This window comes from Lysinibacillus sp. fkY74-1, from assembly GCF_053165895.1.
Window position 1 is genome coordinate 36,243 of sequence record NZ_CP170174.1, and the last position, 19,453, is coordinate 55,695.

Below are 19,453 nucleotides of genomic sequence, written 5' to 3' on the forward strand. Positions count from 1 at the left end.
AACCCCATTATAGAATGGGGTTTGTTAAAAGGAAGTACCGATTTGCTAGGTACTTCCTTACTTACATTAAGATAAATTGTTCTACTAATTTAAAATTGGCCAACAATTTCTAAGGTTCTTTGTAAAACTTTGGCCATCTCAGCACGCGTTAAATTAGCGTGAGGATCGAAATAATTACCTGGCTTACCACTAAAAATTCCAAGTGCATTCATTACTGCTACGGCAGGTTTTGCCTCTTCAGAAATTTTAGCAACATCACTAAAATCAAGTTTTTCTGATTCATCTTTTTCAACCTTTAAATACTCAAAAGCTCTATCTAACATAACAGCAGCTTGTTGTCGCGTTAATGGACTATTTGGATTAAATTTCGTTGTAGTTATACCTTTGATAATGCCTGTTGAATATAGAGCTTGTATATCTTTAGCAAACCAATCTTTTTCTTTTACATCCTTAAAGACCCCATCGTAATCCTCTGATATATCTATCCCTAACCCTCTTACCAACATAGCACTGAATTCGGCTCTAGTTAGAGAATCATTAGGCTTGTAGTAATCTGGTGTTTTTCCATTAACGATATAACGGCTTGCTAATTCTTCAATTGCTGCCTTACTAAATACACCTTCAATATCCTTAAATGTAATTCGGTTTGTGGAGAACTTAAATTCCCCTGTTTTTTTCACTTTAAATTGCAATTGATCTGGTGCAGTAAATGTAAACGGTACAGCTATATACTGACCATTTTCAAAACGTAAAACATACACTTTCTTGGATTCTTTAGTAATTTGAATTGGCTTCGAAAAAGTTGTTACTTCTTTACCATCAGCCGTAATTTTTAATTGATAATGTTGATTCGCTTTTAGGATCCATTGAACTTCCCATTTTTTTGCTTTAAATTCAATTGGAATTTTAATTTTAATATCCCCATGTTCTAATGTGAGCATATCATTAGCAGGATTTGTAATAATCCATTTGCCATTTTCGTCGTAATCGATTGTTTCTGCAACTGTACCACTAGGTAATTCAGGTTTAACTACTGGTGGTTTTGGTTTTATTGGCTGTGGGTCGACAACTACAGGTGGAGATGTTGGTGTAACTACCGTTAAATCAGTCTTTCCTTCATCTCCAATTTCCTCAAAACTATAGCCCAACTCTGCTAAAAGCATTGCCTTATATGAACCTTTGTGTAACTTTTCCAGTATATAATCCTTCACTTCCAATTTATATTTTTCAGAAGGAGAGGCCTTATAGGATTTAACACTTGCTAAAGCGTAAAAAGTTTTAAATACATATTCCGCGTGATTTTCATTTTCAGTTCCCCACTCTCCATAAGGGGTAGATGAGACACGTAAATAACTATCATTTAAAGAAGCTACCGTCATTTTAGAGCGAACTAGAGAAGCCTCTGAACCGATTGTAGACTTTGGTTCGATTAAAGCTAATAGAGTATCTTTAACTCTTCCATCCACTAATTTAGAAATCTTGTCTTCCGCTCCTATTTCTTGTCCATAAGCAGCTTGAATTGCCTCTAACAAAACGCTAAGCTCTTCCAATGTGTATTCAGACACATCTTTTTCTGCAGCGTAGTCATGAATATGCTGAACATACAACTCTAAAACCTCATCTTCTATAAATGAAAGATTTAGTGTTTCAAGTAATGAAGCTTGAATAAAATCTACGGTTAATTTATCCACTCGAATCTTATCTATTTCAACATTTTCATCTACTGGTTGTGTCAAATTGGTATCAGCATTTTCTGTTGTATTGTGTTCAGCTGGAACTTCTATTTCTTCCTGAAGGCTTCCATCAGTTTCTGTATCGTCAGTGTCATCGTCTTCGGTGTTTTTATCACTTTCTAAACCATTATTTGGTTGTTTAACTTCGTCTGTATCCTGTGTGTCAGGTAGAGTTTCATTATCCTTATTCTCTTCTTTGTCACTAGTTTCCACGTTTTCTTCTTGTTTGGGTTTGATAACAAATGAAATAACGTGTTCTGTCGTTTCATCAGACAGAGTAAATGATTGAATAGGTTCTCCGACTATTATGTAGCCTTCAGGTGCATGGCCAACTACTTCAATCTCTCCATACGGAACTTCTGTCATCCAGTTCTCAGCAATAACTTCTCCATTTTCTTCTGAAAGATATTGAACAAGGTATTTGCCAGTAGTAGCATCATTAGATAAGTCTTTCAGAATTTTTTCGATTTCCGTTCTAATTTCATCTTCTGTTACCTTTAGAGCAATAGCAATTTCTTTAATTACTTGATTTAGGGCCTTATCATCGTGCAGATAATCTACAACACTACTTAGCGCAGCTGGCTGAGGATAGCTATCTAAAGTTGGGAGCACAGATGCATCAGCATATTCCTTTTGGTAAGCAATAATAAATTCTAGCTTCATCTCTCGCTTTGCTAGCTCTAAGGCATTAATTAATTTCAGAACCTGGATGACTTGCTCTTTAGTCACAGTATCCCCTAAATTGTCAATTCCCTCACGGTAATCAGGCATAAGTTCTTCATATACCTTTTCCCCTGTATAATCGGCCAATTCGTCAGATGTTACCGACTCTAAGTCGTTTATAATTTTATCCAGCAAATCTTCTTTCTTGTTATCGATTTCTATTTGCAGGACATCTAAGCGATTCTGTAAAGCTGCTTTTTCCTCACTAATAGGAAGGGCGTCTACAAGCTTTTGGGCCTCATTTTTGTGTTTTTGAAGTAGTGAAACTTCTGCCTTTGATACACCCTGCTCAGCTTGTATGAACTGACTGACTATATCTAAACGTTCTTGTAGTCCTATCTTAGCTTTGCTATCTGGTAATACATCTACTAACTGCTGGGCATATTCATTATCTGTTTGTTCTTTGGATATTTCTGCTTTCTCAACAGCTTGGGATGCTTCCTTGTATGATTTAACATGTGTTTGAATCTCAACTAAACGTTCTTGCAACTCGTCTTTTAAGGAGCCATCTTCTAATGAGTCGACTTTTTCTTGTGCCTTATCTTGGTCTTCTTGGAGTAAAGAATCCTCAACTTTGCTAACCGCATCTTTTGATTGGTCTTCTTTCGATTTGTTTTCGATTGTATCCTGTAGATTAGCTACTCGGTCAAGAAGTTCTTCCTTTTTAGGGCTTTCAGGTAGAGCTTCAACTAATTCTTTTGCTACATCCAATTCTGTTTGTGTTTTGGATGTTTCAGCTTGTTCTAATGCTGCAATTGCCTCTTTGAGCTTAAATAATGCATCCAAGCGCTTTTGTAGTTCAGCTTTTTTCGTATTGCCAGTATCAATTTCATCTACTAACGTTTGTGCTGTTACTTGGTCAGCTTCCTCTAAAGTAGTTTCAGCATTTCCAACTGCTGCAGTTGCATCAATTACAGTCTGAACAGCATCCAGACGTTGTAGCAAATTATCTTTTGGTGTACCATCAGGCAATTGTTCAACTAATGCTAGTGCTGCATCTTTATCTGCTTGTTGATACGTTGTTTCAGATTTTATGACACTTTCTATCACATTTGAATACGCAATAACTACATCTAACTGTTTTCTTAAATCATTTTTAACGGTTAACCAATCAGGAACATTAACTAACTTTTCTTCAGCAGTTGAAATGGCTTTAGCTAATTCTTCTTTTGTATGAAGTTCTTCAGCAATCTTAATAGCTGTTCTTGCTTCTTCAATGATTGTGCTGAGGTTTATCCAACTCTGATAATTTTCTACACTTGGAGTTTTAACTGTTCCACCTTCAAATGAAGCAACATAATTATCAATAATCGATTTCAATGCGCTAATATTATCTGGTGTTACACCAACTACCCCTGCCCATGTAAAGTCATCTTCGGTAGCAGTTTTGTAGTTATTAATTAGCCATTCTAGACGATTGTTTTGTACAAATAATTTTACTAAACTTTCAAGCTGGCCGTTCTTTCCACCCAGTTTAGTAGCGGTGTTTTCTACTTCTCGTATTTCCCGCTCAGAGGATACATTCACTTTAATTGCTAATGTCTTATCATACAGCTCCTTTAATGATGTAATTGTTGTTTTATCCATTTCATCAAAAGGTGAGCCTGAATCCGCTTCTAATGCCTGTAGAAAGCGTTTAAACATTTCCACATCTGATACTGTTACCACAGGCTTGCTGGAGATTGTTAATTTGCGTTCTGTTAACTTATCCTTAGCGTAAATCTCCACAAATTCATCGTATACACCATCAGCCAAGTCATATGTAACGGCAACTTTACCATCCGTCGTTCTAACAGTCTTAGACTCACCGTTAAATGTTACAGTTACATCATGTTCTGTATCATCTGAGTCATTAATTGTTGCGACTACCTGAAGCTGACCATTATTGATATATTCATATCGATCGTCTAACACGATGATATCTGGGATACCATTATCTAGATATGCCTGCATATCCTTATGTAATTGACCTTCCCATAATACATCTGTAGCAGTACGTGCTTCTGACTTCTCATTTTCATCATGAAGATCATTGTATTCAATGACTTCCTGCATAGCTATAACGATAGTTTTCATATAATCTTTAGTTTGCTGGAAGTCTACAGAATTGACCTTGTCAGATAGAACTTGGTCTTTACTTGCTTCTCTTTTAAAAGTTTGTCGGTATAGTACTAGTTCATCTACAGTGATGACAACAGGGTTTAAACGTTCTTGAGCATATGTTGGCACCTTACTATGCAATGTATCTACCGCACTTTGTGTCACATCACTAAGGGCAATCTTTAACGCATTCACAAAATCTACTAAATCCTGTGCATTTGTATTATCCCCCAGAGGTTTAAAGACATCTTTAAATTCATCGTAAAAGTCGCTATTCTCAGAAATCACATCAATTACACCAAATTTATCCAGATCATCTGGGGTAATAGTTTCTAGGTTAGACATGTAATCCTTAATAACTTGTGTTAGGCGATCTTCTAAACCCTTCTTATTATCAGCATTCTCAACTGCTTTCACTTTATCTTGAGCATCCTTTATCGCATCCCATGAAATTCTACCATTCTCAGCTTCCATAACTGATATAGCGTTGTCAGCATCATGATAACGTTGCAATTCGTTTATACGGTCCACAAGAGCTTCTTTTTCAGTTGAAGGAACTAATGTTTCAACAAGATTTTTTGCTAGCTCAAAATCGGCTTTAACAAGGGCATTTTCAGCATTTTCAGTAGCAACAGTTGCAGTCACTAAATCTAAACGGTTTTCCCAGCTTGTAATCGTTTCACTAGCTTCCACCGTTTTCGACTGTAATTCTGAGATCGCTTCCTTTGCTTCCGAAAGTACCTCCTCTGAACGTGTAGTCTCATACTTAAAGATAGATTCATAGGCATTATAAAAGGATTCATGCTGTTCTGGTGTCCATGTATTATATCCATCACTATGACCGGTCATTTCATTCGTATAGCTTTCAGCATCATCTACTTTAATGATAGGTAAAGAAGCAGTATACGCTTCACTATCCTCTAGACCATCTGAAGCCGTCACTTGCATGTCTTCATGATGATATCCTTTAGGTACTTGTTTGCCCTGATAATCGACACTAAACTTTCCTTCAATCACAGGAGCAGTTACCACATGGTTAAGGTGTTTGACTTTTGCTGTTAATGCATCATGATCCTCATCTGCCGCTGTCCCCTCAATCGTAAGATGTGTCTGGTCATCTAGTACGACATGGTTAGGTAATTCATTGACCATTAAGGTTGGTTTGGTATTTGACACGGTTACATCCACTTGAACCGTTGTCGCTTCATACCCATCGGTTGCAGTAATAGTTAACTTCGATTCACCTTTGCCTACACCTGTTACTTTGAGTTGGCTACCATTTTCAATCACTGCTTGTACATTTGCTTCTGAAGATGATACAACTTCAAATTTCAGTTGATGGCCATCAGGATCATTAAAGTGGTCCGTTAAGTCAATCACCTGTTCTTTGCCTATTCCTTTGATAGCAAGAGCTTCAAAGACTTTCGACACCACTGGTTTTTGATTTACTTTAGTAACTTCTATAGTTCGAACTGTACTATTGCCTTTGTTATCTATTGCAAACACTGTATATATTCCGTTTTCTGAAACTGTAAAACTTGAAGGAGTAGACTGACCTGTAGCTATTTCAGTACCACCATTAACAAAATATAACGTTGACTGATTTCCTTTAGCCCACTTAACTGTTTGTACTGTACCTGAATCGTATGTGCGAACACTTATAGTAGGAGTTAACGAATAATCTTTTTGCACCTCTAACTCGATAATAGGAGGTGTAGTATCTCCTGCTAATACTCGTTGCCCGCGCTCATACCAATACCCGTCTGTATGTGTAGCATTGTTCGGAAATGCATTATATCCTGCCTGTAGGCTTTGTATAAAAGTTTTAACAGGATCACCTTTATTAATTTGCTTTTCTTCATAAAAAATGCTGTATCCAGTTGATACCGAATGTCTCTCTATATTTCTATAATTAGGATTAGCAAGCATCTCATAAACCTTTGCTGAGTATTGTTCAGAAGTCATTTCGGAGTTCGGGTAAAAAACTTGTTTAGATTCCCAAGTTTCGTAAGTTTCCTCCACAAGCTTAAACTTATTCCAGTAGTACATAACTGGTTGTATAGATTTAATAGAGCTCTCAGTATCTGAAGTAGCTTTACCGTCACTAACCATTAATCTGAATTTTACACTCGATTTGTCCATTGGTACTGTATATTCAAAATTTTTGGTAAAACTGGAATAAACTTGAATCCAGTTATTAGTACCATTATAAGCTGCGTATAGTGTATAAGTTAAAGGGTCTCCATTAGGATCTGTGGCACTCCATGAAATAATATGTTTATCATTGTGCTCAAATTGCACGTTCGGAATATCTAAAGTGGGTGTGGATGGGGGAGAATTTGTTTCCTCAGAACCGACATATTCATAATAATAGCCTCCCTCTCCGTATCCTCCGAAAGGATATGCATTACTAACTGTAGATGTGACTTGCCCTACATATATCTTTTCTCCGCCTCCTGTAGTTTCTTGCCACGTAACAATAATATACATACCTTCGTATCTCATTGACCCATTTACTTGTGTAGCAAAATAATTAGCTTCTGAAGCATTTGATACATCAAACTGTTTTTCCATCGGTACTGTTGTTCCAGTACTTATTGCATATTTATTCCATTTATATATTGTTGCAGCTTCAACTGTTTGTACGTTTAAATTTCCTACTATACCTGGGACAGCTATACCAGTCACTAACATTAAGTTAGTCACTTTTTTCAGTGTTGAATTTCTTCTATTCCTCGTTTTGTTACTCTTTTTATCTTTTGACAAAGATATTCCGCCCCTTTTTATTATATTTTGAAACATACGTTTTACATAAAAGGTTATTAACAAGAAAAGGAAGTACCAAATAAACACACATGAGTGCATTTATTCGGTACTTCCGAATTTTTTTAATTACGCTATACTTTTATATTTGACTCTACAACTAATACAAAATAATTAATTATAAATTTAGTATAATTTTATTTATAAAACTTGTTCCTTACTTAATTGGTATTAGTTAATACCATTCACTTAATCTCAGAGATCGCATTAAAATTTTGGCCATTTGAGCGCGTGTTAGATTATCAGTTGGATTGAACTTTATTTCTTGACCACTTACTAAGACATCTTGACTTGCAAGATACAGAACTGAGCCTTTTGCGTAATCACTCACTCGGTCCATGTCTTCTAAAGAAATTTTTTCAATTGTCCTAGTGTTAACACCCATATAGTTTAGCATACGGCCAATCATAGCAGCTGCTTCTTGACGTGTTAGCGTCTTACTTTCTCCAAACGAACCATCTGGGAATCCTGTGATAATACCCGCTTCATGTAAAGCTTGTACTTCTTTCTTGTATACATTAACATCCTTAAATTGGTAATTTTCATTCTTTGGACTTAACTCCAATGCACGTGCAAGCATTGCACTGAATTCACCACGTTTAAGGTCCTTATTCGGACTATATGTTGAAGCGGTTGTGCCATTTACAATCAGGTAGTTATATAGGTCTTCCACTTCATCATAACTAAATAACCCTTTAATATCCTTAAATGGAACGGTCACTCGGTCAGTAATCACTAATCCATATGGTTTTTTAGTTGTAATTTTTAGCTTTTGATCATCCGTATTATAGTGTGGAACTGTCGAATAAACCCCTTTACCTTCGTCACGAATAACACGTTTTTTATCATAGCTAGAAAGACCATTGCTAATTGTGGAGCCATATTGCTTTCCATCAATCATCATTTGAATCGAATTTTTATCTACAACAATATCGACAGTGTCATTGATAGATGGTTTACTTGGTTTTATATCCAGAACAAGGTCTCCATTGTCATTTTCCTCTAATTCACCGCTAGGATTTGTCTCTGAACCATTGTCTGAGTTGCTTCCTCCATTAGTATTACCACCATTACCTGGATTTGTTCCTCCACCGGTATTGCCTCCATCACCTGGGTTTGTTCCTCCACCTGTGTTGCCTCCATCACCTGGGTCTGTTCCTCCACCTGTGTTGCCTCCATCACCTGGGTTTGTTCCTCCACCTGTGTTGCCTCCATCACCTGGGTTTGTTCCTCCACCTGTGTTGCCTCCATCACCTGGGTTTGTTCCTCCACCTGTGTTATTAGGTGGTAATACTGCTAAGGCAAAATTTACAGGAGATGGAATTGTTCCTCCTGCTGTTTCTGCTTGGACCGAAACATTGTACATGCCTACTTGTTTTCCTTCAACGACTAACTTGCCATTTACTAAACGAATGTTTAAGTTCTCATCATTATGTAGTGTTGTGGAAGTAACACCTGAAGGTACTTCAAATACAAATGTATCCGTTGTATCGTTACTCGCTACATGTATTAATGGCATCCAATTTAAAGATGCTACATAACCTGTACGGTTTAACAAATTTCCAATAGCTATTGGGTTCTCGGTTTCTTCTACAAACGGTACATCACCACCTTGACTTGTTGAGTTGTTTGTAGGTGATGCTGCGCTATCATCTGTAGTAAGTGTTTCTGTTTCCGTTGTGTTTTCATCTTTTTCTGAAACTCCTGGCAGCTTCTCTTCTTTAACCGAGACACCTTTTTCGGTTTCTTTTTCTTCAGCCCCATCTTTTGTAACGGATACCGTGTATGTCACACTCTCTCCTTTGGAAGCTTCCGCATAAACTTCATCTAACTTAACCACATAAGCTTCGGTCCCTAATTGAATCGATCCATTTGCAATATAGTTTGGAGCGGTATTGGGCTTTTCAAAGACATCTACCATGAATAGCAACGCTGACTTATTACCCTTATCATCTTGGATAGTTAATTGAACGTTACTGAAACCAGCTTTCAAACTCTCAAAATTGATTGTTTTGTTAACAGGGTCATATATTGAATTGACAACATCTATATCTGTTGACTTGAATGTAGGTACAATCTTATCTAGGTCGAAGTCATTTAATAACCCGTCGATAAAGATGGTCTTACTTGTTCCAATACCCAATAAACCAACGTTGATTACCTCTTTATAGTTTGTAACTGGATTTAAACTACCACCCTCAGCAGGTATTTCCATTGGTGGGTCTACTGGCGGTGTTACTGTTGTATCCTTTACATCTACATTAAAAATAATTGGGTCAGAGTAATTATAACCGTCTGTTGCTTTTATAGTTATTTCATACGTATCTGAGATGTCAGATGTGAATTTTAACTCACCTTTTGTATTTACCCAAACCTCTGATGCATGCTCATCTGATGTTGTTGCTTCATACGTTAACTTATCGTTTTCAGGATCAGAGAAAAATGGTTTTAAATCCACTGTTAATAGCTTGCCAATTTCAATAGTCTGGTTGGGTACAGCACTTACAATTTCAGGCGCTTTATTCTCAATGATAGAAAACGTATATGTTTTTTTAGTTGTTAAAAAATCATTAGTCGCAGTGACTACAAGTGTATGTTGTCCGCCACCAGTGATTTTTGAAACTCCATCGTAGGACTTCCCGTCCAGTGTATAAGTAACTTTGTCAGCGTACTGTGTTGTGAATGACGGTGATACCTCACCTTTATAAGATTGGCCACTTACTAAGCTAGATGCTATTATCGGTTCTTTTTGATTTTCATCTAAAGGCATGAACCCTTTACCCATGTAAGCAGATTCAGTTGTAGAACCCACATAACCCAAAGCTATACCAGTTGTTGTTAAACCAAACGGTAAGCTACCAGTAGGATACTTTAAGTACTTATTCATTACTACAACTTTATCAAACCATGTACCGTTGTTGAATGCATTAACACCTACTGAAACCATATTCTTGGGAATAACTAATTGACTGAATGTCCCCATGTTTGAGAACGCATTATCTCCCACAGATGTTACGCTTTTTGGAATAACAAGTTCTGTAAGACCCTTTATACCATTAAAGGCATTAGCATTAATTGTTGTAACAGTGTTTGGAATAGATAACCCTTTTAGCCCTTTGATACCTTTAAATGCTGATGTACCAATAGTTTCTAATCCCTCGTTTAATTCTAGGTTCTTAACAGTAGTTCCACCCTCAAATAAAGAAAGCTTTGCATTTGTTACCTCTTCTGCCAATTTAACTTTATCGATTATCCCTGTATATACAGATTGAGTAGTAGAGTAGAAATACTTTGACTCAAGTGCCTTTTGTCCTAGTATTAACTCACTACCTTCACCACCAAAATTAACAAAGTTCATACGAACGCTTAATAAGTTTGTAAGATTTGTTGTATCAAGTTTATTTACAATAGTGTTTTTAGCAAAAGCATTCTCAACAGTATTTGTAACAGTAGACGGTAAGATTAATTCTCCTATAGTCATTCCCTTGAACTCTGCTAGTGTTGTTGTTGGTAAACCAAAAATTGTTTCTGGTACCTCAAATTTATCCAAAGTAATAGGGTTTGCTGAGTAGTCAGCCCAAAGAGCCATAGTATTTAAACTGTTTGACATTACGTTGTTGTATTGAAATGCGTAATAAACGTCTACCCCTGAGTCAAGAGTTGTTTTATACCTGATTGGTGTGTGGTTTCTAGAGTAGTAAATAAAACCGCCTAACTTAATATCCTGATTTGGAACTATTACCTCAGCTAAGTAATTTGTAGGGTAAGTACCATACTGGTCATAATACTTTTGATTACTGAAATTCTCAAATGCATTCGCATCAAATTCCACTACTTTATAACCATCTATTGTTTCAGGAAGTTTAATAGAATAAGCACCTGTTAAACCCTCTAATCTCATAGCTATGATTTTAACTTCTGTATCATTGATGACTTGATAAGTCAGTGAGAAACCCTCTCCTTGATATTTACCATTCGCTGCATGAGCTGTTGGTACTACTGATGTTATTACTAATGCAGGAATTGCTATTCCTGTGAGTAACTTTTTTGCTGTAAATTTTTTTACCATATTAAACACCCTTCTTTTTTAATTGCAAAGCTTCAAACATTTTCCTTGGAATTTTATGTATCCCCCCTAAAAACAAAAAGAAGCACCAAATAAACGCACATGAGTGCATTTATTCGGTACTTCCGAATTTTGTTTTTAGTATTTTTTATATTTGTTTCTACTTCTAAAATAAGAGAACCAAATATCAATATATTACTTAGTATATTTTAATAACCCTTGGTGTTCAAGTTTTATTATTATAAACTTTACAGATCTGAATACCCAGACTAGACCGGAATTTTACAAACTAAGATCATTGTTTTGTTACCTTTGGCTAATTATTTTATTATGGTACATGCTATTGAAAGATTGTAGTGAAAAAATAATAAACAATTCAATTAAAGTCCGCTCCGTTCTTCCCTTAGACACAGTAAATTAGAGTTAAATAAATTCATGCACTTTAATGATGGAGTAGCTAACTTCACATTTAACTTTGTGGAGGAAATGAAAGACTTATCGCTATCTGAAAATGCATTGGCTGCTTTTTAAGCAAAATATCCATCTTGTGGCAAGCCTCTAAATGAAAATAAAAAGGTCTATTACTGCACTTCAGATGATACAGATTGTACTTTTTATATCCGGAAGAATCTGAACAACTAGAGTATTACAAAAAAATGCTTGATGATCTTATTGCTGGTTGTACTAATCAACAAGCTACAAATAAGTTAAACGGAAATGAAGAGATACATAATACAAAGAAAATGAAAGAATTATCAGCTGAAGATCAAAAACGCCAAGAAAAAGCTGAAACCATTGAGAAAAGAATAATTGAACTTATTGAAGAGGAAAACTATTTAGATACAATCACCCATTATAAAAATTCATTTATTGAAAATGTCGATAAAAAATTAAAACCAACAGAAAAAACGATTGAACTTTATAATATTGCTTTAGAAAAATATATAGAAAAAGCTGAAACCTTCAATTACTATGATTACAATCTTTTATCTTTAGATATGGAAAACTTAAATGAAAATGTTCTATCTCTTATAAATAAAAAATTCCCATCAAACATTGAAGAAATTGAAGCATTTATAAAAAATAACGAAGAAGAAGCTCGTGAAAGTTATGCAAATATGAAAGCAGAAAATGAAGCAAAGGAAAAAGCTAGAATAATAGAGGAAACCAAAAATCGAGTTTACATAGGAATGACAAAAGAACAAGTTCTCGCTACTAATTGGGGCAAACCTAATGATATTAACCGAACGATTACTCCAGATCATATATCAGAACAATGGGTGTATTCCTTATACGATAAATATCTTTATTTTGAAGATGGAATATTGGTAGCAATACAAGATTAATGCCCAAAAGTATCTCTATAGCGAAACAGTCTTCTGCTATATCACGATTAATTAACGAATAAGCAGGTGATGCGACAAAAGCCGAGGAAAGGGTGATACACCCAAAAGCGTAGCATTATCTATAACTTCAACAGCTTCTTCAAAATCGAAAAGTAGTAATTGTCCTGTGTTTTCTGACATCACTCTCTCTCCTATTATTGTGCTTTTTAAAATAAAAAGAGATTGTCTATTAAATAGGCAATCTCTTTAGACGAATATTAAACTCGTGATTTAAAACGTTGATAAAAATCAGTTGGGATATATCTGTGTCCAAACGCTAAAATAATTGTGTTTTTATAAGCTGGGTACACCACTCTCATATCCTCATCACCTTTTATTTCAGGGTAAGGACTTGAAAAATGGTACGATTTAAAACCTTCTAGTCTATATTTTAAATCATCACCGGTGTTCCCATCTTTAAAAACATCTTTTATAGCCAAAATTACTGACACAATTACGTCCTTGAATTCTTTTTCATCACTAAACACTTGTGCTAAGGCATATACATCCAAAGCTAAATGTGTAGGATCCATCTCTAATCCTTTAATGGCTGCAATTTGATTAATTGCAGCCTTCATCACGTCACGACTAACCATCTATATCTGAGCCCCTCATTTCTATGAGCTCATCTAATATATCCGTAGCCTTTGCTGCAAGTTCAGTTCCACTCGTTGGTTCCATTTCTTTTACACGTTGGCCGTAAAGATGATCCATTTTTAATTTTTCATTTTCACGTAATAATTCTTCATACTGCTCTTGTAAGGAGTTGTATTCTTCAAGTAATGAAGGTATTATCTCTGGTCGATTTAATTGTGCTACAGTGTCTTCTCCGGAAATAACTTCTACTGTGTAATATTGTTCAATTAAAGGTAGCCATTTCTTTGTATTTCGTAAATTAGAAATAGCAATTCTATTTCCTTTTGGAAGCTCTTCTTTCAATTCAGTAATATCAATACTAGTTTTTTTCTCCAATAGCTCTAACACTTTTTTCACCTTCTTTTCTTCTGCCATTGTGTATTCCTCCTTATCATACAACAGCGGATATTTTTGTACAAATAAATGGTTAAAAATATCCCTTTACGTATAATATGCACCCTGACAGAAAACTTAAACCACTTTTTTAAGAAAAAAATTACTCTTTACCTTTTATTTAAATAGTAATTCGCTATTGGTCGATTGTTTTCACAAATGAAAAATACATATAGTTCCTCCTTTACTTTTTCTCTTGAACGAAACCTCTAAAAATTGCTTGTTGATTAATGATTAATCTCTAAAAATCAAGAAGCGGTAGCTTTTAGTAGAACGTTCAAGGATGAATAGTGTAAACATCCGTTTATTTAATATTTGAGAACGACAAAAAACACTTTCCCAAATAAAAGTTCACACGAATCCCTATAAGGATCGTTAGAACACTCATTAAGAAAGTGTTTAAAAAATTGCTCTACCGTGTGGCTGAGCATCATAAAAGTCATAAATCAAATATGAAACTAATGTATCATATATGAAAATAAGCGTCAATTGCCACTGTTACTCAACAATATCGTTCGATATCCTAGAGAGCCACTTAAATATTCTTGAACACCATTAATTTAAATTCTTCATTATATTTAGTCATCAAAAATCACCCCAAATGTTATTTTCTCACTCTAACTTTTGGGGTGCAGTACCGAAAATCGCGCCCGTTCGTATTATAAGGTCAGCCAGAAAATATTTCTGGTTGACCATTTTTTATATCGATATATGATAGCGGTAGCCGGGGTAGAACGTTCGCGCCCGTGGGGCTAAGACCCCGTCCGCAAAACAGTTCGCCCCCTACTTGTAGAAACATGTTTGAGGCTGGTTGGGACAATGATCTCGTATAACAAGCGAAGCTATGACACTACAAAGAGGATTTAGGGGTTACCGGCAATTATCATTTTGAAGGAGGAATTATAATGAATCCAGTCATTGGTCTGGATGTAGCAAAAGGTGAAAGTCAGGTTCAAGCTTACTTGGAAAGAAAGAAGCCCTACAAGAAAAGTTTCAAAGTAAAACATGATCTTGATGGGTTAGCTAGTTTATTAGATTTTATTAAAGAATTAGAAGATATTTCAGGAGAACGTCCCCCTCTTGTTATGGAATCAACAGGCCATTATCACACACCAATTGTTCAATATTTTGAGGACAGAGGCTATTTAATAATTATCGTAAACCCACTCATCTCTTATAAAGCAAAAAGTTCTAGTTTACGAAAGGTAAAAACAGATATCATTGATGCTAATCATCTCTGCGAGCTGTATTATAAGGAGGATTTAGAGCCTTATAAAAAGCGTGGTATCAAACTTGCGAACTTACGTAATCTTACGAGACAGCACGATAATTTTATATGTTTGTACAAACTAAACTACAATTTCAGGCCGTTTTAGATCAAGTTTTTCCTGAATATAGTCATGTTTTTGGAGACTTATATTCGGATGTTTCTTTGAAAATACTACATGCATTTCCTACTTCAGAGGATATATTGAAAGCCAATAATGAAGTATTAGCAAATAAAATAAAAGAATTCTGTAATTCTCGTTCTTTACAATGGGCAAACAAACAGGCTGAAAAGCTAATGACTGCAGCAGCTCAAAACCCTTTTCAGAAGGCTTTATATTCTAGTCTAGCCCTAAGCTTAGATATGTATATTAATATGCTCTTTGAATATAAAAAACATCTATCCATGCTTGAAAATGAGATAGATGCTTTATCAAAAAGTATTGAAGAATCTAAGATAATCCGATCAATTCCCGGTATCGGAGAAAAAATCGCTGCCACGATTGTATCTGAAATTGGGGAAATTGAAAGGTTTAATCATCCTAAGAAACTAGTCGCATTTGCCGGTCTTGATCCAAGTGTCTTTAAATCTGGTACATTCAAAGGTACTTACAACCGAATAACCAAAAGAGGCTCAAGCAGACTACGGCAAGCTTTGTATATGGCTGTTAAATGTGCTATTCGTGACTGTCGAAAACAGAAAACAACGGATGAAATCCTTCCTCGTAATAAGAAATTACGGGCGTTTTATGATAAAAAACGGGAAGAAGGAAAACCATTTAGAGTAGCTGTAATAGCTTGTGCAAACAAACTCTTACATTGGATTTATGCACTCTTAAAAAGCAGAACTTCTTTCCAAGACTTAGCTTGATTTAACAATTTAACTAAGTAGACCTGAACTTTCCAAATCAAGTATTTGGACGGTTATTTGGTATACACAAATTTAGTATAACATGATGTTTTTATTATTTTTAATGAAAATTATTGACAACTATTAGCTGGTTTTGTTGAAGATCGTTTCACCTAAACCACCAGCAATTGTAATATAGGATTGAGAAGAATACAGATTTAGAAAGTCTCCATATACAGGTTTTTATTCATATAACACCCCTACAATGTTTTCTGCAAAATTTTGAAAAGTCTTATTGTAAACTCTCTTTATATACCTTTGTATAAAAAATGTATAAACAATATCCAATGAAAAAGCCAAGTAACGTTTGTTTTACAGCGTTTCTTGGCTTTTGTGTCTACCCAAACTTTTATTTGGGAACGTTATTTCGTTATTGGATGTACAGATATACAGCTCAACTTCTTAACATTCATCTTGATAAATTTGAACTGTTTTAGGTTTTAAATTAACTATATTTTTAAATATTTTAAGATTTTCTATATGTCTAAAAAATTCATCTGAGCTTTCAAAATCCATTGACCATTCTGTAACTTGTAATTTTTTAAATTCATCAATAGGAGTAAATAATAGTTTGCAATGAAGCTGGCTCATTCCTAAATATTCATCATCTTCGTATTCAGTAAACTGGCGCACAAACGAAAAATGAAACATTTCTTTACGGTAAGTACCACATTCGAATAAAATTTCCTTTTCATCTTCTCCTACAATATCTTCCTCACAAAATTCTTTAAATGTTGTCCAAATAGACGCTACTGAATCTGTATCAACATTTATTTTTCCTTTCAAATAACCTTCTACTTCTTGAATCCTCACTATTTATCGCCCCTCTTGTTACTTGTTCAACCTTTAGAAAGAATAAAGAGCCAAGTCTAATTAAGCAAATAAAGTTTCAAAGCGTCGTTTGGTAATATATCTTTAAAAATTGTTATTCAATAATATGGCCCTTTTTAAAAAAAGACGGGCTCTTAAATTAACGCGCCCGATTATTGAAAATCGTTATTGAACTAAAGCCCGTTAGTTCAATCAGAAAAAATTATCTAAGATTATTAAAGTGGCCCACCTTCAAAACCAATAGGCCATCCATCCTCTTTAAATTTTACTTTATATTGAAACTCAAAGTGACCATCAAAAATAAAAGCTAAACTAAACCCAGAAAATATATAATCGTCAAAATTAACCATTTTTCCAAAATATATTATGGATAGATAGTAGTTCTCTATTTCTTGATTAGGGAAAAATTTCTGTAAATATTTTAATGCTCGGCTTATATGTAGATGGAGTTCATCGAATATTTTTTCTGCCATTTCGATAATTTCCACATCGGGATTTTCATTATTCCCTTGAATAAAAATCTCCACATCTTCCCATTCTCCGATATTAATACTATAAAACCACCGTTCTTGAATGAGATACTTCTCATTTTCGTATACAGTGGGATTAACTAGGTTTATTTTTTTTACCTCATCTTTAGTTAACGGTTTATCAAGTATAAGCTTTTTATGCAGAATGTTTTTGATATTAGAGACAATATATTTAGATTTGTTTAATTCTAAAGAGTCCATTTTCCACCTCATAAATTATAAAATAAAGTAAATTCCCCCTTAATTATATCATCATCCTTATTCAACTATCCTGCCCCGTTAGCTTAAGTACACTGTTTCACAAACTCAAATCAAGATTAACATAAAATCGTATTTTTAATTTAGAAGCGTTATTCAATTAAGTGGCCCATTCATGGATAAAGACGCTTTCCTTATTACGGAAAAGCGCCCGATTGTTGAATATCAAGATAGTGTTCACTGTTTTTACTTGTTAAACTAAAGCACTCAATAGTTCAACGAGAGGTTCTTTTTAAACTCCAGTTTATAGCTTTTTTACTAATTCGTTAACAAAAAATTCTTTACCTTCTTGATACTTATGAATATCATTTGGAAACTGTTTTGCTAATTTTATTTTTAAATCCCCGTAACTTCTTGCGTCCTCTGGATTATTAATTAAGTATCCCTTGAAATCTAAATGTATCCTAATATTTTCATTTCCCTCTTGATAGATATGTACGTGGTGGGTTCTTCTTTCCTTATTCTTCGGAAAATACCTTCTACCTGGTATGCCATTTTCACCTCTAGGGTCATACCCTATTGAAGACATTTTTTCGTTGTATAAATCAACTTTCTCAATATCCTTCACAATAACTAAGATGTCTACAATTGGTTTAGCAAAACCAATTGTCGGTATAGATGTACTCCCTATATGATGAATTCCAAGCAATTCATCTTTAAAAATATCTTTAAGTAAAATTTCTTCTTTATAAAATTGTGTTACCCAATGCTCTGTCCAAGGACGTATTTCAGTTTTTCTCATCGGCACCCCTCATTAACTTAAAATTTGATTTTATTTTGGTGAATCCTTCTTTCACTAAACTGCTTCTTTAGTTTAAGTGAAAATCTTCACAATTTCTTTGCTCCATAACAATTTTCTTTAAATGTGTTACTCAAGAAAGTGGCCCTTTAAAAGAAAAAGACGCGTTCCCTTAATAAACGCGCCCGATTGTTGAAGTACTTTGTTCGACTAAAAGTCCTTACGTGTAAAGGAAACTCGTTCAGCTGAAATAATAAAGTCAATTAACTCGTTCTCTCCATTTTCTAATAATGCATGAAATTCGTATTGATTATTAACTTTATACACTTCCTCATACAACCACCATGTATTTTCTAATAAACCATCTTGTTTTATTAGTTGAAAATTTTCAAAGGTTACTTCATCTACATCTGTAAAACCACCTGAATTATTTAAGGTTAATGTTAAATTTGTGTCTTTTTGAATTAAATTTATTACCTTACAGTCATGGAATCGAAAATCCTCTACAATTTCTTTATCAAATGAAGTGGAGGCTTCTTTATAATAGCTTCTGTAATTCTCACCAATAGCATTTACTGACCTTTCATTTTCCTCACAAAATTTAGTTACAGCATTTATGACCTTACGAGATGCTGTATATAAAGCGAAAACTCTTAAATCAGCTATCTGTTCTAAAATCATTTGTGGTAATTGCCTTTTTAAAATCATCTGATTTACGATGAAGGCGTTATCGAATTCTTCTGTTGCCTCTTCTTTATTAAAATCAATTGTATACATTTCTTCTCGTAAAGTAAGCCAATCCATTAATTCGCTATTGTAAAGCTGTTGAAAGTATTCTTCTGAAAATAATTCAGCCTCTTGATCTTCCACTAAATTAAGATGGAAACTTGTTTTTTGACTCAACTCGAACCATTCTTTAGTAAAATATTTCATTATAAACCTCATCCTTCGTATACACTAAGAAATTTAGGGAAATTGTTCAACTACTTTTCTCGTATATTTATCTATTTATAACATAAATAACTAAATAATTTAAATACAAGTTATTGATTAATATGGC

The 19,453-nt window shown here is 34.5% G+C and carries 10 protein-coding genes and 1 pseudogene; 2 read left to right on the forward strand and 9 right to left on the reverse strand.

Annotated features, from left to right (window positions below):
* Nucleotides 1–89 precede the first annotated feature (89 nt).
* On the reverse strand, nucleotides 90–7,322 hold the full coding sequence (locus ACE1MS_RS22860; protein WP_447403072.1) for an S-layer homology domain-containing protein: 7,233 nt from the start codon (nucleotides 7,320–7,322) through the stop codon (nucleotides 90–92).
* A gap of 232 nt (nucleotides 7,323–7,554) precedes the next feature.
* On the reverse strand, nucleotides 7,555–11,448 hold the full coding sequence (locus ACE1MS_RS22865; protein ID WP_447403073.1) for a leucine-rich repeat protein: 3,894 nt from the start codon (nucleotides 11,446–11,448) through the stop codon (nucleotides 7,555–7,557).
* 602 nt (nucleotides 11,449–12,050) lie between these two features.
* On the opposite strand from ACE1MS_RS22865, the gene ACE1MS_RS22870 reads away from it, so the two are divergent.
* Nucleotides 12,051–12,791 (forward strand): hypothetical protein, encoded by a 741-nt coding sequence (locus ACE1MS_RS22870; protein ID WP_447403074.1) that lies wholly within the window; start codon nucleotides 12,051–12,053, stop codon nucleotides 12,789–12,791.
* A gap of 51 nt (nucleotides 12,792–12,842) precedes the next feature.
* Here the strand turns inward: ACE1MS_RS22870 and ACE1MS_RS22875 are convergent, their stop codons facing one another.
* The 3 genes from ACE1MS_RS22875 to ACE1MS_RS22885 all read right to left on the reverse strand — a co-directional run bounded on the left by ACE1MS_RS22875 (nucleotide 12,843) and on the right by ACE1MS_RS22885 (nucleotide 13,841).
* Nucleotides 12,843–12,971, reverse strand: a complete 129-nt coding sequence (locus ACE1MS_RS22875; RefSeq protein WP_447403075.1) for a hypothetical protein — start codon at nucleotides 12,969–12,971, stop codon at nucleotides 12,843–12,845.
* Nucleotides 12,972–13,048: 77 nt separating this feature from the next.
* Nucleotides 13,049–13,426 carry a hypothetical protein gene (locus ACE1MS_RS22880; RefSeq protein ID WP_447403076.1) on the reverse strand — a complete coding sequence of 126 codons (378 nt, stop codon included), beginning with the start codon at nucleotides 13,424–13,426 and terminating at the stop codon, nucleotides 13,049–13,051.
* A complete protein-coding gene (locus ACE1MS_RS22885; RefSeq protein WP_447403077.1) occupies nucleotides 13,419–13,841 on the reverse strand; it encodes a hypothetical protein in 423 nt (140 codons plus the stop codon). Before ACE1MS_RS22885 ends, ACE1MS_RS22880 begins: the two co-directional genes overlap by 8 nt.
* 923 nt (nucleotides 13,842–14,764) lie before the next feature.
* Here ACE1MS_RS22885 and ACE1MS_RS22890 point away from each other — a divergent pair.
* Nucleotides 14,765–15,996, forward strand: a pseudogene (locus ACE1MS_RS22890) (IS110 family transposase).
* 441 nt (nucleotides 15,997–16,437) lie between these two features.
* On the opposite strand, the gene ACE1MS_RS22895 reads toward ACE1MS_RS22890, so the two are convergent.
* The 4 genes from ACE1MS_RS22895 to ACE1MS_RS22910 all read right to left on the reverse strand — a co-directional run bounded on the left by ACE1MS_RS22895 (nucleotide 16,438) and on the right by ACE1MS_RS22910 (nucleotide 19,326).
* Nucleotides 16,438–16,848: a hypothetical protein gene (locus ACE1MS_RS22895; protein WP_447403078.1), complete on the reverse strand. Its 411-nt coding sequence runs from the start codon at nucleotides 16,846–16,848 to the stop codon at nucleotides 16,438–16,440.
* Between the two features lie 233 nt (nucleotides 16,849–17,081).
* Nucleotides 17,082–17,597: a hypothetical protein gene (locus tag ACE1MS_RS22900; RefSeq protein WP_447403079.1), complete on the reverse strand. Its 516-nt coding sequence runs from the start codon at nucleotides 17,595–17,597 to the stop codon at nucleotides 17,082–17,084.
* 301 nt (nucleotides 17,598–17,898) lie between these two features.
* Nucleotides 17,899–18,396, reverse strand: coding sequence for a GrpB family protein (locus ACE1MS_RS22905; RefSeq protein ID WP_447403080.1), 498 nt, complete (start codon nucleotides 18,394–18,396; stop codon nucleotides 17,899–17,901).
* Nucleotides 18,397–18,603: 207 nt separating this feature from the next.
* A complete protein-coding gene (locus tag ACE1MS_RS22910) occupies nucleotides 18,604–19,326 on the reverse strand; it encodes a DUF4085 family protein (RefSeq protein WP_447403081.1) in 723 nt (240 codons plus the stop codon).
* Nucleotides 19,327–19,453: the final 127 nt, after the last annotated feature.

Excerpts from the sequence above, each read along its gene's own strand:
- ACE1MS_RS22875 (WP_447403075.1), bottom strand. The coding sequence starts at position 12,971 with ATGTCAGAAAACACAGGACAATTACTACTTTTCGATTTTGAAGAAGCT.
- ACE1MS_RS22910 (WP_447403081.1), bottom strand. The coding sequence starts at position 19,326 with ATGAAATATTTTACTAAAGAATGGTTCGAGTTGAGTCAAAAAACAAGT.
- ACE1MS_RS22900 (WP_447403079.1), bottom strand. The coding sequence starts at position 17,597 with ATGGACTCTTTAGAATTAAACAAATCTAAATATATTGTCTCTAATATC.
- ACE1MS_RS22885 (WP_447403077.1), bottom strand. The coding sequence starts at position 13,841 with ATGGCAGAAGAAAAGAAGGTGAAAAAAGTGTTAGAGCTATTGGAGAAA.
- ACE1MS_RS22905 (WP_447403080.1), bottom strand. The coding sequence starts at position 18,396 with ATGAGAAAAACTGAAATACGTCCTTGGACAGAGCATTGGGTAACACAA.
- ACE1MS_RS22880 (WP_447403076.1), bottom strand. The coding sequence starts at position 13,426 with ATGGTTAGTCGTGACGTGATGAAGGCTGCAATTAATCAAATTGCAGCC.
- ACE1MS_RS22865 (WP_447403073.1), bottom strand. The coding sequence starts at position 11,448 with ATGGTAAAAAAATTTACAGCAAAAAAGTTACTCACAGGAATAGCAATT.